The organism is Chryseobacterium sp. JAH (assembly GCF_001507335.1).
Taxonomy (GTDB): Bacteria; Bacteroidota; Bacteroidia; order Flavobacteriales; family Weeksellaceae; genus Chryseobacterium.
This window is the reverse complement of the sequence record NZ_LMAH01000008.1, coordinates 65,058-90,151: the sequence shown is the minus strand read 5'-3', so window position 1 is coordinate 90,151 and position 25,094 is coordinate 65,058. Positions and strand designations below refer to the sequence as shown.

The following is a 25,094-nucleotide window of genomic DNA, read 5'->3' as shown; positions in this document are numbered from 1 at the left end:
TAGTTTTATGATATTTTAGCGAATATTTTTTCGAGGATCAGATAAATATCTTCCGCCAATAGAGTAAGTCTCAGTTTTTTATTGATTCCCGCAATCGTAGTATTCTGCGGAAGCAACTGATTCCAAAATGTTTCAATTTTTGAAATTGTATGGAGTTCTTTAATTTTATCGTCATCTAAAATTCCGTTTTGATACATGGAAATGATCAACCCAGAAAGTAACTCTTCTGATTCCTCTAATTTTCTCCGTTCCTTAGACAATAGATCTATCAGAAATCCGTGAATATTTTCAATTCCGTTAAAAGAAAATCCAGAGACGAGATCTCTTTTTCCTACGTTCACTTTCTCCATCTTTACAGGATTAAAACCACGTTTTACGGTAGAAACTGTGCTCATAATTTTTAAAACTTCAGATTCGTACGTCGTATTTCCTTTCGCTTTAAAGTAATCGAAAAGATCATGAAGAAAACTTTCAAAATGAGCATCAAAATCAAAAGATTTAGATAAATACAACTCCTGCACTTTATTGAGTTTATCCAAATGAAACTCTAAAGTCTGCGTGCTATGATGTACAAGTTCCTGCATTACTCGAAAGTTATCTGTTCGACCTCGTTTCCGTCTTTATCTTTGTAGGAGAGCACCTTGATACCCTCGGCTTCCATCGTTACCTGCAAATTGATAAAAAGCTTGTCTTTATCTTCCGCAGAGTTTGTGTTCGGATCGATATAAATATTGTTGAGCTTAGAATTGACGAGTGTGTATTTACTCAGCAAAACATTAGAAAAAATATCTTTGAGCTCATTCAGTTCTTCATCCGTGCTTCCGTCCTGAGGTCTGAAAATTCCTGTATTTAAAATCTGTATTTTTGATTTCAGATCAATTTTTATGACCTCAGCTGAAGGTAGCTTTCCAAATTTCTGATCATTGGACTCCAATTTTTTAAACAGTGTTTTAAAATCATCATTTTGAATCTGTTTTTTTGTAATCTCAGAAATGTTGAGTTTTTTCTCTCTGTTAACCAAACGAATTCTCTCATTCACTTCTCCGATAAGCTGATCTTCGTTAAGTTTAAAATTATATTTAGAATCAGAATCTATATCGGTAATTTTCAGAGGAATGTCCATTTTTACACTTGGCAAAGCATATCTCGGCGCAGTAAAGAACTTCAGATACGGATGTTTTGCATATTCTTTGGCAATTGCGACAGCATTTTCGTCTGCTCTTTTACGAGCCTGAATTATCTCATTGTTGAGATAATCCAGGTAATCTGATAATTTGATCATGATCGTAAAATTTAGAAATTACTGAGCCAATATTCCTAAAACTTTTTCTAAGCCTGCAGGCATTTCATCATTGGTCGCTCTTACTTTTACGCCTAAAGAATATTCTTTTTCTACATTAATTCCTGTGCTCGAAGATCTTTTATAAGAAACATCTACACTCAGTTTCACAGGTCCCCATCCACCGGAGGCGCCCACTTTTAAACCAAATTCGTCACTTACATTTTTAGTATAGGTGGAATTTAATTTAACATTAAAATCAACCTCGCAAGACTCAATTCTAAAGCTCGGAACATTCAGCAAAGCGATAAAAGGAACAGAAAGTTCTACATCTGTAGGAATCATCGGTTCTTCGTCGGGAGTTTCTGTTTCGCTGATGTAATCAGGATTTGGCGCATTTTTTTTGTATTTAAAATCTGCCATTCTCAGTTTTTTCGCACTTGCCGGATCATTAGGATCAGAAAGCTCAAAACCAACTTCGTTGATAAAACTTACTGTGGCAATTGAAGCATTCGACTGAGCTTTTACACATGCATCCAAAGGTCCACCGATGATGGTTGCAAAATCTATACTGCCCAGTTCTGCGGCAAAATCTGCATTTGCTGCGTCTGAAGTTTTAAAAATTTCGTCATCAGCCGCCATTTTCAGGGAGATTAGTTTAAGCACTTCCGATGATGCATTGGAGAGCGACTTTTCCCATTTTTCGTCATAGCTGTTTTTGAATTGCTCAACGATTGAAAGAAGGTCTTTCAGGGAGAGGTTTTTGAGTTCAGAAATTTCTACCCCAGAAATTTTATCATACACACTTGGAGTAAGCACTTTTTCTACACCTGATAAAAGGTCAATCAGTTCACTCTTTGCTTTTTTGGTGTGGTTGGCTTCCAACACCGATTTTAATGTTTCCATTTGATTTGTTTTTTGGTTAATCATATTTTGTAGTACAAATCTATATCACTAATTATGAAAACATTACAGGAATTACACTAAAAACAAAAGGTGAAATCACCCTAAATAAAAAAGTAGATTCTCCGTCATGGAAAATCTACTTTTTTTATGATTATCAGGATATATATATTAAAATCCTAAAAGAGCTAAATCTGCTTTTATTCTTTGATAAATTTAAATTCTCTACCACCTTGAGTAAATGCGATCGTCTTTTTATCTTTACTGTAAACCATTGAAATCTGAGCCTGCTCGAAAGTAAAAGTACTGTTGCCAATATATTCCAAAGGAAATTCTTGCTGACCTGCAGCCTGACCAAACAGCTGATTATCTTTTTCTTTGAAGGTAAGTTTTAAATTAATTTCTTTGTTCCCATAAGTCCCCGTAAAATCTTTCACATTGATTTTCTCCAACATTTTGGCATCTGCAGAAGACCATGAGTTATTTTTAGGATTGACATCAGGAATTTCAGATTTAGGATCTAGTTTTACCTCAGCGATTTCTTTTGTAGAATTTAATTTGAATGTCCATTCTGTATTTCTTTTCCAAATTTCTACAGGTAATTTTGCAATTTGCTCAGTACCATCTTTAAATTTAACCTGAATCGTTGTCGGCATTGGCAATTGCCCTAAATTTTCAACAGTAATTTGCGCTCCGTTTTTGAAATCACCATTGATGTATTTTACATTTTTAACTGCCTGATCGATTTTCCATTTATTGATAAACCAACCTCTCCAGAACCAGTTTAATTCTTCTCCCGACACATTTTCCATGGTATGAAAGAAATCCCAAGGTGTTGGATGCTTGAATGCCCAACGGTCGATGTAAGTTCTGAAAGCTTTGTCAAATTTTTCGGGGCCTAAAATAGACTCTCTCAAAATTCCCAATCCCATTCCAGGTTTGTAATAGGCTAAAACTCCGATATTATTTTCTTTCATATTATCGGGGCCTACCATGATTGGTTCGAATTGATCACTCATCACATAAGTTCCCATTTGAGCGATATTCTTTTTAGAATAATATTCGCCCTTATTGAAAGCTTCGGTAGACAATTCGTTGATAAAAGTGTTGAAACCTTCATCCATCCATGCAAAAAGCCTTTCGTTGGAACCTACAATCATCGGGAACCAGTTGTGTCCAAACTCATGATCGGTTACTCCCCAAAGTTCTTCACCTTTAGAATCCATATGACAGAAGACGATTCCCGGATACTCCATTCCTCCTTCATTTCCGGCAACGTTGGTTGCCGCCGGATATGTATATTCGTACCATTTCCCCGAATAATGCTCGATAGCCGCCTTAGTATATTCCGTAGATCTTCCCCAAGCTTTTTCGCCTGCACTTTCTGCCGGATAAGCAGAGATGGCTAACGATTTTTTACCACTTGGAAGATTGATTTTGGCTGCATCTACAATAAACGCAGAAGAAGAAGCCCACGCAAAATCTCGGGTCTGACTGATTTTAAATTTCCATGTTTTCGTTCCTGAAGCGTTGTTTTTTCCAATCTCAGATTCCGGTCTTATCATAACAGTTCTGTCTGAATTTCTTGCCTGTGACCATCGACTGTTTTCTTCTTTTGAATACACTTCTTTTTCATTTAAAAGTTCACCGGAAGCAACAACGTAATGATTAGCCGGAACAGTAATATTTGCGGTAATATTTCCATATTCAAGATAGAACTCGGATGCTCCTAAATAAGGCATTGTATTCCAACCCAAAACATCATCATAAACGCACATTCTCGGATACCATTGTGCTATCGTAAAAATCTTACCGTTTTTGGTGTCCTGAACTCCCATTCTGTCTGAGCCGTATTGCGGAGACAAAAAGGTATACTCTATTTTAATTTTTGCAACACCTCCTTTTGCTTTTAATTCTTGCGGAAGGTCAATTTGCATTCTTGTATCAGTAATGGTATATTTTACATCTTTACCATCATATTTTACTGATTTAATTTTATATCCTCCATCAAAGGCTTCACCTTTTGCTCCGTTTCTGCTTCCTGAAAGCGGTACTAAAGCGTTTCCTCTAGAATCTTTTTCAAATAAATTCTGATCCAACTGCAACCAAAGAAAGCTCATTTTATCCGGGCTGTTGTTGGTATAAGTAATTTCAGCTGTTCCTGTGATTTCATTTTTAACATCATTCAGGATCACGTTGAGATGGTAATCTGCAGAATTCTGCCAATACGCATGTCCCGGTTGTCCGCTTGCTGAACGAGTTTCAGTACCTGTCTGAGAATAAAAGAATGGCTTGAACGCTTCTACATAATCATACTTCGGAGCTTCCTGAGCATAGACAGAATTTGCAAAAAGCATTACGGCTACCGTAGAAATAATGGCGGGAAATTTAAAATTCATTTAAAATATTTTTTGATTGGTAAAAAAAATCCTGAAATTGTTACAACTTCAGGAATCTAATTTAGTTTATTTTAATTAATTTGATTTCTTGGCTTTAATCATAGCTTCCAGTGCATCCCACATTTCCTGCGGAATATCTTCCAGCATATTAAATTCTCCTGCTCCCTGTAACCATTCTCCACCGTCAATGGTAACCACTTCACCATTCACAAAAGATGAAAAATCTGAAACAAGATAAGCGGCAAGATTGGCAAGCTCCTGATGTTCCCCTACTCTTTTAAGCGGATTTTTTTTGGCTAAGTCAAACTGGTCTTTCATATCTCCGGGAAGCAATCTGTCCCATGCTCCTTTCGTAGGAAACGGTCCCGGTGCAATCGCATTAAAACGAATGTTATATTTCCCCCATTCTACAGCCAAAGATCTCGTCATTGCCAAAACTCCTGCTTTTGCACAGGCAGACGGAACGACGTATGCAGAACCCGTCCACGCATAAGTGGTGACAATATTTAAAACCGTTCCCGGTGTTTTGGAATCAATCCAATGTTTTCCGATGGAAAGTGTACAGTTTTTCGTCCCTTTTAAAACAATATCTAAAATAGAATCAAAAGCCGAATGAGTGAGTCGTTCTGTTGGCGAAATGAAATTCCCTGCTGCGTTATTCAATAAAATATCAATTCTTCCAAATTCTTTCAGGGTTGCTTCTTTCATTGCTTCCACTTCATCCCAGTTTCTTACATCACAGGCAACACAAAGCACCCTTCCGCCAGTTTGGTCTTCCAGTTCTTTTGCAGTTCCATACAATTTTTCCAGATTTCTTGAAGTAATCACCACTTTTGCTCCCAACTCAAGAAAATATTTAGTCATCGCTTTTCCAAGGCCGCTTCCGCCGCCGGTTACAATGGCAACTTTACCTTTCAGAGCGTCTTCGCGCAACATGGGTTGAGTATATTGATTCATATATTTATTTTTTCTAAAAATAACAAATATTAAACGGATGAGGCTTAAAATTTCCTGATAAATAATGTTACAAATACTATTTATGCGAAAAAAAGGAAAATATAAAGACAAAAAACAGCCGATAATTAATTATCAGCTGTTCTTTTATATATTTAAATTTATCTACGAAGCCGTAACCGTTCCTTTGAAAGAAAGAGTCTTTGGAGTTTTACTGTCACTTGTAGTAACGTTTACAGTTTTCACAAAAGCACCTGGGCTTGCAGCATTATAGCTTGCCTCAACGAAACCTTTTTTACCTGGCATGATTGGCTCTTTTGAGTAATCTGCAGTTGTACATCCACATGATGGAGCCACATTCTCAACAATAATTGGTTTTGAAGAAGTATTGGTGAATTCAAATCTGATCAACTTTGGTTTTCCCTGAGGAATGTTTCCTACGTCAATAGATTCTGATTTCCATTTGATTGCTTCTGCAATTGCTTTAACTAAAGAAGTTCCTTCAACTGGGAATACATTAGCATAAAATGGTGAAAATGCCATAACCGCAAGTAATGCTGTAATTTTTAAATTTTTCATGAATATAATTTTAATGTTTAATAAAATTTAAAGAAACCCACTGTTTCCTTTTTGATAATTCAAAGATAAACCCGATTGACCTAACAATTTGTTAACCGCTATCAAACATTTGTTAACGAGTTGTTAATAATCGAAGATTAATAGATATTTTTGGATAATATTGTTCCTTTAAATGGAAATAAAGAAACTCAATATTATTATTACCCTTGGTCTGGTCGCTATTATAGGAATTCTGATAGCACAATTATTATGGACAAGACAGGCATATAATCTTGAGGACACAAAATTCAACCAAAAAGTTAATATTGCTTTGATGGAGGTCGTCGACAAAATGTCTGAAGGAAAAACCTCTTTTACAGAAAATCCGGTGCAGATTGTTGCCAATGATTATTATGTCGTCAACATTAATAACGAATTTCATCCCACTGTTCTTGAGCATTATCTGAAAACAGAATTCACGAGATTTCAGATCAACACAGATTATGTTTATGCTTTGTACAACTGTCACAGTGATCAGATGATCTACGGAAAATACATGAGCAGTCATCAGGAAGAACCAAGTGAAAAGGTGATTCAGTTTCCGAAACATAAAAATCTTACGTACTATTTCTCGATACGTTTTCCTGATAAAACAACTTATCTTATCAGCTCATTACGTTTTTGGTATCTGCTTACTTTTGCACTCATTATCATTTTACTGGTGTATGTTTATTCTATTTATACGATTATTCAACAGAAAAAATTCTCAGAACTACAGCGTGATTTCATCAATAATATGACCCATGAGTTCAAAACTCCCCTGTCATCAATTCTTTTGGCTACTGAATCGCTCAACAAGCAGGAAATCGTACAGCAGAATTCTAAACTTCAGACCTACACTTCCATTATTATTGATCAAAGTCATAAGCTGAACAATCACATTGAGAAGATACTGAATATTGCCAAAAATGATTCTGCAGGACTTTCACTAAAAACTGAAAAAATCATGCTTCTACCATTTATTGAGGAGATTGCAGAAAATATGCAGCACAAAAACGAAAGACTTCATATTGATATTGATATTGAACCGAATACTTCAGTAATGGCAGATCATTTTCACTTTACCAATATCATTTACAACATTTTAGACAATTCGGTCAAGTATTGCGAAACAAAACCCAACATTATTATTTCCTCCAAAAAAGATTCAAAAGGATTATATTTAAAGTTTAAAGACAACGGAATGGGAATTCCTGCCAAAAATATTCCTTATATTTTTGATAAATTTTACAGAGTCAATACCAATAAAAGTAACGAGATTAATGGTTTCGGATTAGGGCTCTTTTATGTAAAAAAAATCGTTCAGCAGCATCACTGGAAAATATCTGTCGAGAACAATAAAGATGCTGGAATTAGTACAACTCTGTTTTTCCCGTTTTAAATTTTAATAAGTGTAAGCAATGGAGAAATCTAAAATTTTATACGCAGAAGATGACAAAACCATCGCTTTCCTTATTCAGGACAGCCTGGAAGCGTATTATGAAATCGACCATTACGGAGACGGAAAATCAGCATTTGAAGCTTTCAACTGTAAAGATTTTGACATTTGTCTTTTAGACATCATGATGCCCGAAATGAACGGATTTGATCTTGCCGAAAAAATTCGCGAAAAAAATTTAGAAATTCCAATTATTTTTATTTCTGCCAAAGCTTTGAAAGAAGACAGAATCAAGGGCTTAAAAATAGGAGCAGATGATTATTTGGTAAAGCCTTTCAGTATCGAAGAACTGATTCTAAAAATCGAAGTTTTCCTTAAACGTTCGAAAAAAACAGAACCTTCATCCCCAAAATACACTATTGGAAAATATCATTTCGATCCTCAAAATTATACTTTACAGGATTCAGAAAATAAGATCACCCTTACTCAGAGAGAATCTGAACTGCTTTTTTATTTTATCCGTCATAAGAATACAGTTTTAAAAAGACAGGATATTCTGAAAGCAATCTGGGGAGATGATGATTATTTTATGGGGAGAAGTCTTGATGTTTTTATTTCAAGACTGCGAAAAGTTTTGGCGAACGAAGAAAACATCTTCATTGAAAATATTCACGGAATTGGCTTTCGATTTTCAGAAAATAATATTTCTTAGCTAAATCTACCTCATCTTTGTTTTACATATAAAAACATAGTGACATTGTTTAACATAATTAAAAAGGATTACTCTTCAAACATCTTGGTTTATCCTTGGAATATTTAATCACTTCATTTTAATTAATTTTATCATTCAAAATCTATCCTTCATGAAGAACCCTTCGATTTCAGCCTTTTTATTCCTTTTTTTATTTAGTTTAAATGGTAAAGCTCAACAATTTGAAAAATTAGTTCAGTATGTCAATCCGTTAATCGGAACCGAAAAAATGGGGCATACCTATCCCGGAGCGACTGCGCCTTTCGGAGCGATTCAGCTCAGCCCGGAAACAGATACTATTTCTTATGAACTGAATGAAAAGTACAATGGCGAAGTCTATAAATATTGCGCAGGTTACCGATACGAAGATAAAACGATTGTTGGCTTCAGCTCAACGCACTTCAGTGGAACTGGTCATTCTGATTTGGGAGATTTCTTGTTAATGCCAACTGTTGGAAAGTTACAGTTAAATCCTGGAACTTCTACAAATTCTGAAAGTGGCTACAGGAGCAGATTTTCCCATCAAAACGAAAAAGCAGAAGCCGGATATTATCAGGTAAAACTGGACGATCACAATATTCTAGCGGAATTGACAGCAACAACAAGAGTCGGAGTGCATCGATATACTTTTCCAAAATCTGATCAGGCACATATTATTTTAGATTTGATGGCTGGAATTTACAATTATGACGGGAAAAATATTTGGACTTACGTTCGTGTAGAAAATGGAAATACCATCACAGGTTATCGACAAACCAATGGTTGGGCAAGAACGAGAACGGTTTATTTTGCAATGAAATTCTCAAAACCATTCAAATCTTATGGTCAGAAAAGTTATGACGGGAAGCAGGTTTACAATGGATTCTGGAGAAAATTTGACCAAACTAAAAACTTCCCCGAGATTGCAGGAAAAAACCTAAAAATGTATTTTGATTTTGAAACCAGTGAAAACGAAGCAATTGAAGTTAAGCTTGCTATCTCACCGGTAAGTCAAGCCAATGCTTTAGAAAATCTAGAAACCGAAACCGAAAATTTATCCTTTGACCAAGTTAAAGCACAAACTCAGGAAATTTGGAATAAAGAATTAAATAAAATTGTTGTAAAAGGTTCTGAAACAGAAAAAACGAATTTTTACACCGCAATGTATCACACTTTTATTAGTCCGACAACGTATACCGATGTCAACGGAGAATATAAAGGTTTAGATCAAAACATTCACAAAGCGGAAGGCTTCACCAATTATACAACATTCTCGATTTGGGATACTTACCGTGCGTTACATCCTTTTTTCAATATCATTCAACCGAAACGAAATAACGATATGGTGAAATCGATGATGGCACATTACAATCAGTTTTCTATGAAAATGTTGCCGATCTGGTCGCATTATGCAAATGACAACTGGTGCATGAGCGGTTATCACAGCGTAAGTGTGGTTTCTGATGCAATCATAAAAGGAAATTATGACGGTGATAGTAAAGCAGCTTTGATGGCCTGTGTAGAAACAGCTAACAAAAGAGATTACGAGGGAATCGGTTTTTACGTTGATAAAGGATTTATTCCTGCAGAAAAAAGCGGAACTTCAGTTTCGAACACGTTGGAATATGCTTATGATGATTGGGCAATCGCTCAGTTGGCAAAACATTTGGGCGAAACACAAATTTACAATCAATTTATCAAACGTTCTGAAAACTGGAAAAATAATTTTGATAGTAGCATAGGATTTATGCGTCCTCGTTTGGCAGATGGAAGTTTTAAAAAAGATTTTAATGCGTTAAGCACTCACGGACAAGGCTTCATTGAAGGAAATTCTTGGAATTACAGTTTCTTCGTCCCTCAAAATCCAGATGAGTTACTGAAACTGATGGGTGGAAAGAAAAAATTTGCTTTAAAATTGGATGAATTATTCACGATGCATTTACCTGACGAGTTTTTTGCCGACACAGAAGACATTACAAGAGAGGGAATTATCGGCGGATATGTTCACGGAAATGAGCCGGCTCATCATGTTGCTTATTTTTACAACTGGGCTGGGCAACCTTGGAAAACACAGGCGCAGATTAGACGGATTTTAGAAATGCAATACAAAGCAACTCCCGATGGATTGGGCGGAAACGATGATGCCGGACAAATGAGTGCTTGGTATATTTTGAGTACGCTTGGTTTTTATCCCGTTGCTCCAGGTTCGGAAGATTATGCAATTGGAAGTCCAGCCATTGACCATGCAGTTTTAAACTTAGAAAACGGAAAAACGTTTGAAATAAAAGCCATTAATCAAAGTTCGAAAAATGTGTATGTTGATAAAATTCTTTTGAATGGAAAAGAAATAAAAAACTTTACTCTGAAACATTCTGATATTGTAAAGGGTGGAAAACTGAATTTTTATATGAGTGCTAAGGCTAGGAAATAATCAATATGACTGTATAAAACTCACCCTGATTCAGATAATTGCAGAAGATCAGTGTTTTTTTTAATTAAAGTCTCACCAAAAAATGCAATCCGTAATTTGCATACGACAATCGTGATTTTGAATACATCAACTTCTTAATTTGTCCTCACTTTTGTATTATTAAAATCAACAATATGAAATCGAATCAAGTAAAATTAGGAAGCCAAGGTCTCATTATTCCGAATATCGGTTTGGGATGTATGGGAATGACAGGTTTTGGCGACGCAGATATGTATGGCAAAACCGACGAAAAAGAAGCGATTGCTACCATTCACCGTTCTTTGGAATTGGGCGGAAACTTCCTCGACACAGCCGATCTGTACGGACCTTTCACTAATGAACAGCTTATTGCAAAAGCCATTAAAGGCAATCGTGACCAATATATTATTGCTACCAAATTCGGTTGGGAAATTGATGATAATGAGCAGGTAACCTGGAAAATCAATGGAACAAAAGATTACGTCAAAAAATCGATTGAACGTTCTTTGAAAAATCTAAAAACAGATTATATCGACCTTTATTATATGCACCGTCTCGACAAAAATACGCCTATTGAAGAGACTGTTGAAGCGATGAGCGAATTGGTAAGAGAAGGAAAAATAGGTTACATCGGCTTGTCTGAAGTTTCTTCTGAAACCGTTAAAAGAGCACACAACGTTCATCCCATCACCGCAGTTCAAAGTGAATTTTCTCTGTTTGAAAGAACGGTGGAAGAAAAAGGAGTTATCCAAACTTTGACTGAATTGGGAATCGGTTTTGTTGCGTATTCGCCACTGGGAAGAGGATTTTTATCAGGTAATATTAAAACTTTAAACGACTTGCCGGAAAGTGATTTCCGAAGAGGAATTCCGCGTTTTCAGGAACAGTTTTTCCATAAAAACATTGAACTGGTAGAAGCGATAGAAAATCTGGCAAAAGAGAAAGAAATCACTTCTTCCCAATTGGCTTTGGCTTGGATCATCAGCAAAGGAATTGTTCCGATTCCGGGCACGAAACGCAGAACCTATGTTGAACAAAACATCGAAGCGAGTAAAATTGTCTTAACCGAATCTGATTTACAAAAATTAGAAAGTATTGTACCTTTGGGAACAGACACTGGCGCACCTTACGACGAATTCAGCATGGGACTTTTGGATTATTAGTTTTTACCTGAATAAAATTATTTGTAGTCTGTCATTCTGACGAACGAAGAATCTCAGCTTTATTTTTAGAGATTCTTCATTCCATTCATTTCGTTCAGAATGACAAGCTGCTTTAAACGCAATACAATTACGTCGGGTCTTGAACGGGAGCTCTTTTTTGGAAAGAAGTTGAGCAATCGGAAGCCCTTCGATTAAGCTCATAAATTAAAGACCGATAAAGACTCCTCAAAAAATATCATTATCTTCAATATTCAGAATTAAAACTTATGAACACGATCAAATCTATTTCGGCTTTTCACAAATTACTGTCTCTTCCGGAACCGAAACATCCGTTGGTAAGCGTCATCAATCTTTCTGAAAGTATCTTTCTTGAAAGTGATGTATGGAAGGGTTTTGTGAGCAGATATTATTGTGTGGCTCTGAAGAGAAATGCAACCGGAAAAATAAGATACGGACAGCAGCACTATGACTACGACAAAGGTGTTTTGAGCTTTACCGCGCCTAATCAGGTTCAACATTTGGATTTGGCAACGATGGATTGTGACAGCAGTGGCTATCTGCTGATTTTTCACGAAGATTTTTTGCTGAAGCATGCGCTGGCCAACGAAATTTCGAGTTTTGGATTTTTTTCTTACGCAGTAAATGAAGCCCTGCATCTGTCTGAAGACGAAGAAAATAATCTGATTGAAATCCTCAATAAAATTGATAAAGAATGCCAGCATATCGACAAGCACACTCAGGAAATTATCCTGTCACAAATCGAATTGCTTCTGCAATATTCCAATCGGTTTTATGAGAGACAATTCATCACGAGGAAGAATAACAACCATCAGCTGCTGATAAAATTTGAAACGTATTTGAATGATTATTTCAATAATGAATCTTCCGAAAAAGGCCTTTTGACCGTGCATCAAATTGCTGAAGCTATGAACCTTTCGCCGAATTATCTAAGTGACCTTTTGAGAATACAAACCGGGCAAAATACACAGCAGCATATCCACGAAAAGCTCATTAGTAAAGCAAAAGAGAAACTTTCTACCACGGAATTATCGGTAAGTGAAATTGCTTACGAATTGGGATTTGAACATTCTCAGTCGTTCAGTACGTTATTTAAAAAGAAAACTAAGATGTCGCCGTTGGAATTTCGGCAGTCCTTTAATTAAAACAGATCTTGTTTAATATTATTTTTATGCGTTCTTCCCCAATCGGAAAGCGCCATAATCACATCTCTTAAAGTTTTACTGTAATCTGTTGAAATATATTCCACAACAACTGGAGTTTGCTCTGCGTGAACGATTCTTTTGACAAAACCATTTAATTCCAAATCTTTCAATTCGTTTGATAAGACCCTTGCTGATATTCCCGCAACAATTCTCTGAAGCTCATTGAATCGAATACTTCCATGTTCCTGCAAGGCAATAATTATTTTCAGCTTCCATTTTCCACCAATAACGTAGAGTGCATCTTCCACTGATGAAAGACTTTGAGAACAACGTTGTGAGGTAAAAGAACCTTCAGAGTCAACACACTTTTCCATAATTCTAATATTAACTAACCTAAAAGTTACTACTAACCTTTTGTTTACTACTAACTTTTCATAAGCAAATGTACATAATTTTGTCAAAGAATTTAAAATTTAAAATATGAAACAAATTTTGCACATCATCTCAAGTCCCAGAATAGAAGTATCTGCGAGCAGAAAATTAGGGAATTCTGTTCTTGAAAAAATTCAGGAAAAATATCCTGACAGCAATATAAAAGAACGTGACTTGACAAAAAACCTCGTTCCTCTAATGGAAGACGTACATATCAATTCATTTTTCACTCCGGCAGAAAGCCGTTCTCCAGAACAGGAAATCATCAATCAATATTCGGAAGGGTTAATTGCAGAATTACAGGAAGCTGACATTATAATTATTGAATCTCCGATGTACAACTTTTCAGTTCCGGCAACGCTTAGAGCTTACTTCGATTATACTTCTCGTGCAGGTTATACTTTTCAGTACAGCGAAAAGGGCCCTGAAGGTCTGCTGAAAAATAAGAAATTATACATTGCTTTTTCTTCGGGGAATATTTATTCCAAAGGTCCTTATCAGATGTATGATTTCAATGTACCCTACATCAAAGGAGTTTTCAGTTTTTATGGAGTTACGGATGTGAGCGTTTTTCACGCAGAAGGTTTATCCATTCCAGGAATTCAGGAAAATGCTTTGGAAAACGCTATTAAAAGCATTGTGATTGACTAATTTTTTTAGGTTATTGTTAGATAACAAAGCCTTTCCGAATAGGAAAGGCTTTTATTAATCAATATATATTAATCCTGAACTTCAAAAAGCAATCGCTCCCCAAATTTTTCTTCATTGATTTTTCCGTTATCATAAACTAGGTTTCCGTTAACAAAAGTGTGCGTTACTTTAGAATGGAAACTTGTTCCTTCCAGCGGACTCCAACCGCATTTGTAAAGAATATTTTCTTTTTCTACCGTCCAGTTTTCATTTAAATCAACCAAAACTAAATCGGCCTTATATCCTTCTCTCACAAAACCCCTTTTTTCAACTCTGAAAAGAATTGCTGGATTGTGAGCCATTTTTTCAACGATTTTTTCCAAAGAAATTTTTCCATTGATGTAATTTTCCAACATCACAACCAAAGAATGTTGAACCAAAGGAGCTCCTGACGGACATTTTGTGTAGACATTCTGTTTCTCTTCCCAAGTGTGAGGTGCATGATCTGTTGCAATCACATCAATTCTGTCATCTAAAAGCGCTTCCCAAAGCCCATCTTTATCATTTTGCGTTTTTACAGCAGGATTCCATTTGATCAATCCGCCTTTCGTATCGTAATCTTCATTCGTAAAAGTCAAATGATGCACACAAACTTCTGCCGTTATTTTTTTATCTTTTAATGGAATATCGTTGCTGAAAAGCTCCATTTCCTTTGCTGTTGACAGGTGAAAAACGTGAAGTCTAGCTCCTGTTTTCTTCGCTAGTTCAACGGCTTTAGATGAAGATTTATAACAAGCTTCCTCACTTCTGATCAGATGATGGAATTTGACAGGGATATCTTCACCATATTCATCCATATATTTTTGAGTATTGGCTTTAATGGTTGCTTCATCTTCACAATGAACGGCGATCAACATTTTTGTATTGCTGAAAATATTTTCAAGTGTTTCCGGATTGTCAACCAACATATTTCCAGTAGACGAGCCTAGAAACAATTTAATTCCTGGAACATTTCTCGGATTTGTTTTCAACACTTCTTCTAAATTATCATTCGTTCCCCCCATCATGAAACCATAATTGGCATAAGCTTTTTGAGCACCTATTTCATATTTATCAGCTAACAGTTCCTGGGTAACCGCATTTGGAACAGTATTGGGCTGATCGATGAAGCTTGTAATTCCACCAGCAATCGCAGCTTTTGATTCGGTTTCGATATCACCTTTATGAGTAAGGCCCGGATCACGGAAATGCACCTGATCATCAATTACTCCCGGCAAAAGATATTTTCCTGAACCATCGATAACCTGGTCTGCATCTTCAAAAATATTGGAATCTATTTTAGAAATCAGATCATTTTGAATAAGAATATCGCTTTCAATAATCTGTCCTTCGTTGACGATTTTTACATTTTTTATAAGAATTTTCATTTTTACTTTTTAGAAATATAGATTTGTATTGCACAAATTTAATATTTTCAGCAATGATTTTTAAGCTTAAGTCTGAAAATTGTGAATTCTAATATTTACATTTGCATTTTAAAAAAATTAATTTGTACAAGAAATTATTTGGGCAAACAGCGGTTTACGGGCTGAGTTCGGTTCTGGTAAGGATTTTTCCTTTCCTGATTGCACCCATTGTCACCAAAGCATTTGGACCATCAGCATCATCACCTTTTGTTGACTGGTATTCAATTGCAGGTGTCATTACCGTTTTTCTGACCCACGGAATGGAAACCTCTTTTTTCCGTTTTGCACAGGAAGGCGATATCGATAAAAAAACTCTGATTTCTACTTCTGCACTGAGCATTTTGGGAATTGGTTTTATTTATCTTATTTTAGGATATGTGTTCAGACAGGATCTTGCCAATGCATTTGAGACTCCCGATCAGGTCAATTATCTTGTTATTTTTCTTTTTATCCTTTCGTTTGATGCTTTTGCAACAATTCCGTCGGCGGTTTTAAGACTGGAAGGAAAACCTGTCACCTATATGCTTTCTAAAGTTATTGGATCATTGGTCTATTATTTCTTAGTCGTATTTTTTATTAAATGGTTTCCTCACTATCCAGATGGAATTTTAGGAGTTAAATATGATCCTGAGATTGGTGTGGGTTATGTATTTATTGCTAATTTAGTACAGAGTATCATCACTTTAGCCATCGTCGGAAAAGAATTTATCAATTTTAGCCTCCGAAAGTTTGATTTTAAACTTTGGAAAAGAATTATGAGTTACTCATGGCCTGTAATGATTGCAGGACTTGCAGGAATTATCAACCAGACTTTAGACCGGCAGTTTTTAAAATATTTACTTCCAAAAGAGGAAGCAAAACATCAGATTGGTGTTTATGGGGCTGTTTATAAAATTGCAACATTTATTACGGTTTTCCGCCAGGCATACCAATTGGGAATTGAGCCTTATTTTTTCTCAAGTTTTAAAGACAAAAGCAATCATAAAACCTATGCGGTTCTGATGGATGTTTTTGTGATTTGCAACTGCTTAATCTATATTGGGTTAATGGTCAACCTTCAATGGATTTCAGAAAAATATTTAAAAAATCCACTGTACTTTGAAGGAATAGAAATCATTCCCTTTGTAATGCTTGGAGCTCTGTTTTTAGGAATTTATCTGAACCTTTCTATTTGGTATAAATTATCTGACCAGACAAGAGTCGGACTCTATATCTCATTAATTGGGGCCGCTATTACGATATTCATCAACTTTACCTTTATACCTGAGTATGGATATTGGGCAAGTGCTTTTGCTGCATTAATTACGTACACAAGTATGATGGTAATCTCCTATATTTGGGGGAAAATACAATATCCTATTCATTATAACACAAAAAAGATCGCAGTCTATTTAGTATTGTCGATTGCTATATCAATGATTTCGTTTTACTGTTTCAGACACAATTATTTAATAGGAAACGGAATGTTTATCTTGTTCATCGCATTTCTTGTTTACAATGAAAGAACGATGATTAATAAAATTCTCAGAAAATCATAATTTAATTAAACTCTATAAATACATATGAAAATTATTGTTCCAATGGCTGGAAGAGGTTCCAGACTACGTCCACATACTTTAACCGTTCCAAAACCTTTGATTCCTATTGCCGGAAAACCTATCGTACAAAGATTGGTAGAAGACATAGCAAAAGTTGCCGGAGAAGAAATAGAAGAAGTAGCATTTATTATTGGAGATTTTGGTGATGAAGTTGAAAAATCTCTACTTCGTATCGCTGAAAGATTAGGCGCAAAAGGAAGTATCTATCATCAGGTAGAACCGCTTGGAACTGCTCATGCGATAAAATGCGCAGAAGAATCAATGCAGGGAAATGTAGTGGTTGCTTTTGCTGATACACTTTTCCGGGCAGATTTCATCTTAGATAAAGAATCCGACGGTGTTATCTGGGTAAAGAGCGTTGAAGACCCTTCTGCTTTCGGTGTTGTAAAATTAGACAATGACGGATTTATCACGGATTTTATCGAAAAACCGCAAACTTTCGTCTCAGATTTAGCAATTATAGGTATCTACTATTTCAACAGTGCGGAGAAATTGATGGATGAGATTAATTATATCATATCAAATGACATCAAAAATGGCGGAGAATATCAATTGACATTAGCGCTTGAAAACTTAAAAGCCAAAGGTGCAAAATTCAGTTCAGGACAGGTAAATGACTGGATGGATTGTGGAAACAAAAATGCAACAGTAGAAACTAACTATAAGATTCTTGCCTACGAAACTGAAGAAATGTCACATTTTGCCTCAACAGCAATCGTAGAAAATTCACTCATCATTCCACCATGTTTTATTGGCGAAAATGTAAAAATCCTGAATTCTAAAATTGGCCCTGGAGTCTCCGTAGGAAACAACACAGTGATTATCAATTCAAATATTGAAAACTCATTGATCCAGGAAAACACAAAGATCAACCATGGAAATCTGTCTAATTCAATGATCGGAAATTCTGCTCAATACTTTGGTGTTGCAAGAGAAATTTCTCTTGGAGACTACTCTGTTTTGGATTTCCTCAATAAAGATTAATTCAATTAAAAATAATCTGACCTCAAACCACACAAAATCTTTTGTGTGGTTTGGCGTTAATATTGTAAAGTATTTAAATAAAAGAATTTATGAAAAAGTGGATCTCGTTATTGCTCGTTACAATGGTTGTACTTTCGTGCAAAACCAAGAAAAATGCGATGCAAAACGCTTCTGAAAATGATAGCATTAAAATAGAAAATTCTGATTCTAAAGACCCGATTGATGCCGGAAAAAATATTTCAGACAGATTGACTTTTTATGAAAATATTTACATACATCCTGAGTTTAAGCAAATTAAAATCAACAGTAAAATTACTGCAGACAATATTAGAGTTAGCCCGCTGGATGCCACGATTTACATTGAGAATGATAAAAAAATCTGGTCTAATATTAACTTTCTTTTTTTTAACGCGGCAAGAGCAATTATAACGCCTGAAGGAATAAAAGCAGTTGACAAATACAACAAAAATTTTATAGATTCGGATTTTGAATATTTAAACAATCTCCTGAATATCAATTTCATTGATTACAAAACTTTAGAAAAACTTCTGTTAGGAAGAACATTCCTTTTGGTGAGCAATAGAAATTCTAGCATTACTAAAAACGAAGAGGGCTATGAGTTGTCATCGATTACTAACCAGAAAATTGTAACCAACGGCGTAGAGCGCGAATACAAACTCAATATGAGGTATTCTAATGATTACAATTTAATTTACGTAAAATTGCAAGATGTGAAATCCGATGATGCAGTAGAAATCGTATATGATCAGTGGGGAAGCTTTGAAAATAATCTCAGACTACCACAAAGTGTTAAAATAATTATAAAAGGGTCAAAAAGCAGTCAGATTTTACTGGAAAACACGAAATTTGGCTTCACTAAAATGGAAACACCTTATTCAGTTCCAGCCAATTATAAGAAAATTGAGATTAAATGATTAAAAAATTTAGCTTTTTAATAGGAATTTTGCTGTTCTCTTTACACTTTGGGCAAAAGAAAGAGCAGTTGCAGCAACAAAATGCCGAGCTTAAAAAACAAATTGCAAAAATAAATTCTGATTTAGCAAAAACAAGAAATGAGTCTAAACTCTCAATATCATATCTTACAAGCGTAAATCAAAAATTAGCCTTAAGAGAAAAGGTTTACAACAACACGCAGAAAGAAAAAAGATTTATTGAAGACGAAATTTACCTTCGTCAATTGGAAATCAATAGACAGAATCGTGAGTTAGCAGTTTTAAGAAAAAACTACGCTCAGGTTTTAGTTAATGCTTACAAAAATAAAGGGGTACAGAATAAAGTGACATTTATTCTTTCGTCAAAAGGTTTTGGCGAGGCGTTGAGAAGAGTACAATATTTAAAACAGTACTCCGACTATCAGGATAAAAAAGCTGCAGAAATCACCAACGCTGCAGTAGAATTAAAAAAATCTGTTGATAAAAAAAGGAGATCTGCTGCAGAAAAAGAAAACTTATTGGTTAACCAGCAGAAAGATCTTACCACCATCAATGCAGAAAGAGCTCAAAAAGAGCAATTAGTTAATGAGTTTAAGAAGAACGAGTCGAAACTAGCGGGAGAACTTAGACAAAAGCAGACCCAATCTAAAGCACTAGAAGGACAGATAAGATCAATCATCGCAGAAGAAATCCGTAGAGCAAAGGCGGAAGAAGAATCAAGAAAGAAAGCAGAAGCAGAGAAAATCCGTTTAGCAAAAATAGCTGCCGACAGAGAAAAAGCACGGATTGATGCAGAAAATAAAGCAAGGGCGGAAGCATTAGAAAGAGAAAGAAAAATAGCTGAAGCCGAAGCTAAAAAAGCGGCAGATTTTGCAGCAAAGAGAGCAGAAGATGAAAGAAAGAGAAATGAAGATGCAGCTAAAAGCGAAGCCAATGCCAAGGATGAAGCACGAAAAGTAGCCGCTAAAAAAGCATCAGACGAAGCGGCTTTAAAATCGAGAGAAGCAACCGCTAAATTAGCAGCAGCAAAAGCAGCCGAAGCAGCATTAGAAAAGAAGACATCTGACGATAAAAAAGCGGCAGAAACAAAAGCAATGACCAATTACGGCGTTTCCACATCAGCCGGAAACAGTTTTGCAGCAAATAAAGGAAGATTGGCAATGCCAGCATACGGTACGATTACGCATCGTTTTGGTAGACAGCCGCATCCTGTATTTAAGAATATTGTAGAGGAAAACAATGGAATAAAAATTTCCGTAGCAAAAGGAACCAATGCTAAGGCGGTGTTCCCGGGAGTGGTTTCTCAGGTAATGCCTGCTGCAGATGGTACGAAAACAGTTTTGATAAAGCATGGAGATTATTTCTCCATTTATTCAAATTTAAGCAGCAACACAGTTTCTAAAGGTCAGCAGGTTTCTGCTGGAACCACCGTTGGTACTGTTGCTCAGGATTTTGACGGTACCTTTACCTTAGATTTCCAGATTTGGAGAGGTGACACCCCGGTTGATCCAATGGGTTGGGTTTCAAATTAAAAATATTAACTTTGTAAAAATTTTTAGAAATGTACACACTTACAATACTGTCATTATCTTGGCAACACATATTGATCGTAGCGATCATCCTATTACTTCTTTTCGGAGGCAAAAAAATCCCCGAACTAATGAGAGGTATGGGATCTGGAATCAAAGAATTTAAAGATGCTGTAAAGGAAGAAGACAAACCGGCTCCAAAAACCGATAACCAATCTTCAACAACAAATAATACCAGCAACTAATTCTAAGAATAGTATGAGTTTTACCGAAACTGCATGGAAAGTCTTCAATACATCAATTGAAGACTACCATGTTTTAGATAATGTAGACAACCCAATTAATAACAAGTTCCCTGCAGACAGTTTGGAACGAATTTTGTATGCTAAAAATTGGATTGATACCGTTCAATGGCATTTTGAAGACATCATCAGAGATGAAAATATAGATCCCGTGGAAGCTCTCAAGCTGAAAAGAAGAATTGATGCTTCAAACCAGCAGAGAACAGATTTGGTTGAATATATAGACAGTTGGTTTTTAGAAAAGTATAAAAATATTACTCCAAAAGCTGATGCTAAAATAAATACTGAGACACCTGCTTGGGCAGTCGACAGATTATCTATACTAGCGCTCAAAGTTTACCACATGTCATTGGAAGCCAATAGAGAATCGGCTTCTGAAGAACATCGTTTAAATTGTCAGAAAAAGTTAGACGTACTTCTAGATCAGAAAAAAGATTTATCTACTTCGATTAGTCAGCTGCTTTCTGATATTGAAAACGGTGACGTTAAGATGAAAGTGTACAAACAGATGAAAATGTACAATGATGAAAGTCTTAACCCAATCCTTTATCAAAAGGAGCAAAAATGAAACGACTATATTTTTTCGGATTACTAATATTGGCTATTACGTCCTGCGCTACAGAAAAACCGAATGTTTCTCCTCTGTCCACTAGTTTTTACAGTGAAGCTAAAAAGACTGAGACCGAAACCAGAGCCAATAGCATTTCTATCAATATTAATGAAAATGTAAATGCTGCGGAAATCACAAATCTGATTTCTAGTTTTCCTAAATTTAAAAATCCCGAGGTAAACGAAGAAGTCAATATCTTGAAATATACGTTACAAAATTATTTGTATGCCATCGATTCAGATAATATTTCCGGAAAAAACAAGACACTTAAAAATCTAGAAAAATCTTACAAAAAAATTCAGAAGCTCAGAAAACATCTTAAAAAAGATGATAACGAGGTTCTTAACAGATATTTAGTAAGACTGAAAACCAATGTTACATTTATTGAAGACTCAATAAACAGTAAAAAATAACCAACAACTAAATGATTAAAATTCAGGCGGAAGCAAATGTTCCCACAGAACACGGGAACTTCCGAATGATCGCTTTTTCTGAAGAATCTACTGATTGGATGCCTCATATGGCAATTATTGCTGAAAATACAGATTTCTCAAAGCCGGTAAATGTTCGTTTTCATTCCGAATGTATAACAGGAGAAGTTTTTCACTCGCAAAAATGTGAATGCGGGCAGCAATTAGATGCCGCTATGAAATACATGCACGAACACGGCGGTATCATTATTTATCTGCGACAGGAAGGGAGAAATATAGGAATCATCAATAAACTTAAGGCTTATTCACTCCAGGAAAAAGGTTTCGACACTGTTGAAGCTAATTTAAAGTTGGGACTACCTGCTGATGACAGAAATTTTTCTGTGGCGATTGACATCTTAACTATTTTGGAGATAAAAAACATTAATCTTTTGACCAACAATCCTGAGAAGGTAAAATTTGTGGAAGAAAGTACAATTAATCTGAACTCAAGAATTCCGCTGCAGATTCCTGCAAATGATTCTAGCAGAGGGTATTTGCAGACAAAAAAAGATTATTTCGGACATCTTTTGGATGAGCAAGATTAAATCAATTTTATTTAGATAAAAAAGCAAAGCTCCGGAAATAATTCCAGAGCTTTTTAATTATAAAAAACTGAAAAGATATTCTTAGTTGACCTTCGTATTAATAACGTTTGAGTCATCAATATTGTAATATTTAATTACTGCATTATAATCGTTTTTATCAACAGTATTTGCATTTTTCCCTGCTTCTGCCGGTAGCAGTACAATTCTAAAAGTTTGGTTTGTTAAATACTGACCTACCTCTGCACTAGTAATCTGTGTAGACTGATTGAAATTAGCTTCTGTTCTAATTTGTACGTCATCAGTGGTAAAATCAAAATTGTAATCTAGTTCTCTACCTACTGGTAAATTCTGAACATCATTTAGATAATAAGTCTTAGGGATTAACTGCCAAACTGCGCCTGCACTCGTGTTTGAATTGATGTTTCTATATACTAAAACGGCATCTTTTGGCTGAAGAGCTAACCCTTGTTCAATTTGAAAACTATTACCAGAAGTAAAATTCCCAGTAACATCTCTCACTGTTAACACAATTTGTTCTGTTTGCACAACTTCATCATTATTATCACAGCTATATATAAATAAACTTGCAAAGGCTAAAGTTACAATTGGAAGAAATTTTCTCATTTTATTAAATTTAATATTATTAGTAACTAAGCCGAATCAAAACATATACCAAAAAACCAAAAAACTAAAAAACTTTGTTTATGCTGTTTTTTTTAATTGTATTTTTGTTCTTATTCAAAAATTATGAACAAAGTAGCATTTCAATTACTCTTCATTATACTTTTTATAAACTCAAAATTTTCTGCACAATATCTGCCGAAAAACATTTCTCAGCAAGATCAGAAAAAAGCTCAACAGTGGGTAGACAAAACTTATAACTCGCTTTCTCAAGACGAAAAATTAGGACAGCTCTTCATCGTTGCATTATACACCAACAAAGACGAAAATCATATCAATCAGGTAAGAAATATTGTCACCAATGATAAAATTGGTGGCCTAATTTTGATGCAGGATGACGCAGCAAGAGAAATCAACTTAGTGAATGAGTTTCAGCAGAAATCTAAAATTCCACTAATGATTGGGATGGATGCTGAATGGGGGTTATACCAAAGAATCGCAACCGCACATAAATTCCCATGGGCGATGACTTTGGGAGCTATTCAGGATAAGAATTTAATTTATCAGATGGCGGCAAAAATCGCTGAAGATTGCAAAAGAATGGGCATTAACTGGGATTTCGCTCCGGTTGTTGATGTTAACACCAACCCAAGTAATCCCATCATCGGAAACCGAAGCTTCGGTTCGGAGGTTTTTAATGTGACCCAATCTGCCCTCTCGTACTCCAATGGTCTACAGGATAATAATATTTTGGCAGCAATTAAACATTTCCCTGGACATGGTGATACCAATACCGATTCTCACCTTGATCTTCCGGTAGTGTCACATACTTTAGATAGATTAAATTCCATCGAATTGGCACCCTTCAAAGCTTTGATGAATAAAGGAATTGGCGGCGTAATGGTGGCACATCTCTATGTTCCAAGTTTAGAGTCAGGAAAAGGAATTCCCGCTTCAATATCAAAAAACATCATTACAGGTTTACTAAAAGAACAATTTGGATATAAAGGTTTAATCATTACAGATGCTTTAAACATGGGGGCTGTTGCTAATAAATATAAAGCCGGAGAACTTGATGCACTGGCGTTCAAAGCTGGCAACGACATCATGCTTTTCTCTCAAGGTGTTTCCGAAGGTAAAAAACTGATTCAAAAAGCAATTGAAAATGGTGAAATTTCACAATCAAGAGTAGAAGAAAGTGTAAAGAAAATTTTACTGACTAAATATTATTTGGGGTTAAACCAATACACCCCAAAGAATCCTGAAAATGTAAATAACGATATCAATAATGATTCTCACAAAACGTTGGTTCAGCATCTTTATGCCAATGCTTTAACCTTAATAAAAGACGAAAAAAAACTACTTCCCCTGAACTGTAAAAACACTTGTTATTACATTCCGTTGGAAGAAGCACCTTACCAGACTTTTGCAGACCAGCTGAATTTAAACTCAACAGTTGTCATAAAAAAAGCATCGGAGATTAATACGATTCCTGCAAACTCTACGGTTATTGTTGGTCTTCATAAAGATAATTCTACAGCATACAAACCATATAAAATATCGGCTGAATCAAAAAAGGTTTTGTCAGATTTAGCTAAAAATCAAAACGTAATTTTAAATATTTTCGGAAGTGCATATGCTTTAAAAGACATAGATTTATCGAAAGTTTCTACCGTGCTGGTATCTTACGAAAACAATGACGACTCGATGACAGCAACAGCAAATGCTATCAACGGAAAAACAAAAATATCCGGAAGACTTCCGGTTTTGGTGAATGACCAGCTGAAACCCGGAATGGGAATTACTTTGGAATCACCACAGTTTTCAAAATCATCAGAATTCACCACATCACAATATTAATAAATCAGTGGATGCCCTTACAGAGTTGCATCTGACAAATCAAAAAAAATAAACA

25 protein-coding genes are annotated in these 25,094 nt (G+C 35.4%); 15 read left to right on the top strand and 10 right to left on the bottom strand.

Going from position 1 to position 25,094, the window contains the following annotated elements:
- Window positions 1-5 precede the first annotated feature (5 nt).
- The 6 genes from AR685_RS15455 to AR685_RS15430 form a co-directional block, all read right to left on the bottom strand.
- Window positions 6-584 (bottom strand): hypothetical protein, encoded by a 579-nt coding sequence (locus tag AR685_RS15455; RefSeq protein WP_059125100.1) that lies wholly within the window; start codon window positions 582-584, stop codon window positions 6-8.
- Window positions 584-1,282: a hypothetical protein gene (locus AR685_RS15450; RefSeq protein WP_059125099.1), complete on the bottom strand. Its 699-nt coding sequence runs from the start codon at window positions 1,280-1,282 to the stop codon at window positions 584-586. The genes AR685_RS15455 and AR685_RS15450 overlap by 1 nt, the downstream gene beginning before the upstream one ends.
- 18 nt (window positions 1,283-1,300) lie before the next feature.
- Entirely contained in the window at window positions 1,301-2,185 is an 885-nt protein-coding gene (locus tag AR685_RS15445) for a DUF2589 domain-containing protein (RefSeq protein ID WP_165592824.1), read from the bottom strand.
- 197 nt (window positions 2,186-2,382) lie between these two features.
- Window positions 2,383-4,581: a M1 family metallopeptidase gene (locus AR685_RS15440; RefSeq protein WP_059125097.1), complete on the bottom strand. Its 2,199-nt coding sequence runs from the start codon at window positions 4,579-4,581 to the stop codon at window positions 2,383-2,385.
- 75 nt (window positions 4,582-4,656) lie between these two features.
- Complete coding sequence (locus AR685_RS15435; RefSeq protein WP_047446956.1) at window positions 4,657-5,538, bottom strand: SDR family oxidoreductase; 882 nt, start codon at window positions 5,536-5,538, stop codon at window positions 4,657-4,659.
- A gap of 162 nt (window positions 5,539-5,700) precedes the next feature.
- Window positions 5,701-6,114, bottom strand: a complete 414-nt coding sequence (locus tag AR685_RS15430) for a DUF1573 domain-containing protein (protein WP_047446958.1) — start codon at window positions 6,112-6,114, stop codon at window positions 5,701-5,703.
- Window positions 6,115-6,286: 172 nt separating this feature from the next.
- Here AR685_RS15430 and AR685_RS15425 point away from each other — a divergent pair, with 172 nt between their 5' ends.
- The 4 genes from AR685_RS15425 to AR685_RS15410 all read left to right on the top strand — a co-directional run bounded on the left by AR685_RS15425 (window position 6,287) and on the right by AR685_RS15410 (window position 11,873).
- A complete protein-coding gene (locus tag AR685_RS15425; RefSeq protein WP_059125096.1) occupies window positions 6,287-7,534 on the top strand; it encodes a sensor histidine kinase in 1,248 nt (415 codons plus the stop codon).
- A gap of 19 nt (window positions 7,535-7,553) precedes the next feature.
- Window positions 7,554-8,243 (top strand): response regulator transcription factor, encoded by a 690-nt coding sequence (locus AR685_RS15420; RefSeq protein ID WP_059125095.1) that lies wholly within the window; start codon window positions 7,554-7,556, stop codon window positions 8,241-8,243.
- Between the two features lie 151 nt (window positions 8,244-8,394).
- Window positions 8,395-10,692: a GH92 family glycosyl hydrolase gene (locus tag AR685_RS15415; RefSeq protein WP_082671953.1), complete on the top strand. Its 2,298-nt coding sequence runs from the start codon at window positions 8,395-8,397 to the stop codon at window positions 10,690-10,692.
- 173 nt (window positions 10,693-10,865) lie between these two features.
- Window positions 10,866-11,873 carry an aldo/keto reductase gene (locus AR685_RS15410; RefSeq protein WP_059125094.1) on the top strand — a complete coding sequence of 336 codons (1,008 nt, stop codon included), beginning with the start codon at window positions 10,866-10,868 and terminating at the stop codon, window positions 11,871-11,873.
- 3 nt (window positions 11,874-11,876) lie between these two features.
- On the opposite strand, the gene AR685_RS15405 is transcribed toward AR685_RS15410, so the two are convergent.
- Complete coding sequence (locus AR685_RS15405) at window positions 11,877-12,074, bottom strand: hypothetical protein (RefSeq protein ID WP_047446965.1); 198 nt, start codon at window positions 12,072-12,074, stop codon at window positions 11,877-11,879.
- 65 nt (window positions 12,075-12,139) lie between these two features.
- Between AR685_RS15405 and AR685_RS15400 the strand changes: the two genes are divergently transcribed.
- Entirely contained in the window at window positions 12,140-13,036 is an 897-nt protein-coding gene (locus tag AR685_RS15400) for a helix-turn-helix domain-containing protein (RefSeq protein WP_059125093.1), read from the top strand.
- Here AR685_RS15400 and AR685_RS15395 read toward each other — a convergent pair.
- Window positions 13,033-13,410, bottom strand: coding sequence for a winged helix-turn-helix transcriptional regulator (locus AR685_RS15395; RefSeq protein WP_059125092.1), 378 nt, complete (start codon window positions 13,408-13,410; stop codon window positions 13,033-13,035). The two genes, AR685_RS15400 and AR685_RS15395, sit on opposite strands and share 4 nt — an antisense overlap.
- Window positions 13,411-13,516: 106 nt before the next feature.
- Between AR685_RS15395 and AR685_RS15390 the strand changes: the two genes are divergently transcribed.
- On the top strand, window positions 13,517-14,119 hold the full coding sequence (locus tag AR685_RS15390) for an FMN-dependent NADH-azoreductase (protein WP_047446971.1): 603 nt from the start codon (window positions 13,517-13,519) through the stop codon (window positions 14,117-14,119).
- 68 nt (window positions 14,120-14,187) lie between these two features.
- Here the strand turns inward: AR685_RS15390 and AR685_RS15385 are convergent, their stop codons facing one another.
- The gene (locus tag AR685_RS15385) at window positions 14,188-15,525 is read right to left on the bottom strand and encodes a dihydroorotase (protein WP_059125091.1); all 1,338 of its coding nucleotides are present in this window, start codon (window positions 15,523-15,525) and stop codon (window positions 14,188-14,190) included.
- A 122-nt stretch (window positions 15,526-15,647) separates the two neighbouring features.
- Here AR685_RS15385 and AR685_RS15380 point away from each other — a divergent pair, with 122 nt between their 5' ends.
- From AR685_RS15380 to ribA, 8 genes are all read left to right on the top strand, one after another.
- On the top strand, window positions 15,648-17,102 hold the full coding sequence (locus AR685_RS15380; protein WP_059125090.1) for a lipopolysaccharide biosynthesis protein: 1,455 nt from the start codon (window positions 15,648-15,650) through the stop codon (window positions 17,100-17,102).
- Between the two features lie 24 nt (window positions 17,103-17,126).
- A complete protein-coding gene (locus AR685_RS15375) occupies window positions 17,127-18,146 on the top strand; it encodes a sugar phosphate nucleotidyltransferase (protein WP_047446977.1) in 1,020 nt (339 codons plus the stop codon).
- An 89-nt stretch (window positions 18,147-18,235) separates the two neighbouring features.
- The gene (locus AR685_RS15370) at window positions 18,236-19,081 is read left to right on the top strand and encodes a DUF4292 domain-containing protein (protein ID WP_059125089.1); all 846 of its coding nucleotides are present in this window, start codon (window positions 18,236-18,238) and stop codon (window positions 19,079-19,081) included.
- Complete coding sequence (locus tag AR685_RS15365) at window positions 19,078-20,631, top strand: M23 family metallopeptidase (RefSeq protein ID WP_059125088.1); 1,554 nt, start codon at window positions 19,078-19,080, stop codon at window positions 20,629-20,631. Before AR685_RS15370 ends, AR685_RS15365 begins: the two co-directional genes overlap by 4 nt.
- Before the next feature lie 29 nt (window positions 20,632-20,660).
- Entirely contained in the window at window positions 20,661-20,873 is a 213-nt protein-coding gene (locus AR685_RS15360) for a twin-arginine translocase TatA/TatE family subunit (RefSeq protein WP_047446983.1), read from the top strand.
- Window positions 20,874-20,886: 13 nt separating this feature from the next.
- Window positions 20,887-21,498: a DUF4254 domain-containing protein gene (locus AR685_RS15355; RefSeq protein ID WP_059125087.1), complete on the top strand. Its 612-nt coding sequence runs from the start codon at window positions 20,887-20,889 to the stop codon at window positions 21,496-21,498.
- A complete protein-coding gene (locus AR685_RS15350) occupies window positions 21,495-21,953 on the top strand; it encodes a hypothetical protein (RefSeq protein WP_047446987.1) in 459 nt (152 codons plus the stop codon). The genes AR685_RS15355 and AR685_RS15350 overlap by 4 nt, the downstream gene beginning before the upstream one ends.
- An 11-nt stretch (window positions 21,954-21,964) precedes the next feature.
- Complete coding sequence (gene ribA, locus AR685_RS15345; RefSeq protein ID WP_047446989.1) at window positions 21,965-22,558, top strand: GTP cyclohydrolase II; 594 nt, start codon at window positions 21,965-21,967, stop codon at window positions 22,556-22,558.
- 81 nt (window positions 22,559-22,639) lie between these two features.
- Here ribA and AR685_RS15340 read toward each other — a convergent pair whose 3' ends face one another.
- A complete protein-coding gene (locus AR685_RS15340) occupies window positions 22,640-23,182 on the bottom strand; it encodes a hypothetical protein (protein ID WP_052188055.1) in 543 nt (180 codons plus the stop codon).
- Between the two features lie 123 nt (window positions 23,183-23,305).
- Here AR685_RS15340 and AR685_RS15335 point away from each other — a divergent pair, with 123 nt between their 5' ends.
- Window positions 23,306-25,039 (top strand): glycoside hydrolase family 3 protein, encoded by a 1,734-nt coding sequence (locus tag AR685_RS15335; protein WP_047446991.1) that lies wholly within the window; start codon window positions 23,306-23,308, stop codon window positions 25,037-25,039.
- The last annotated feature ends 55 nt before the right edge of the window (window positions 25,040-25,094 follow it).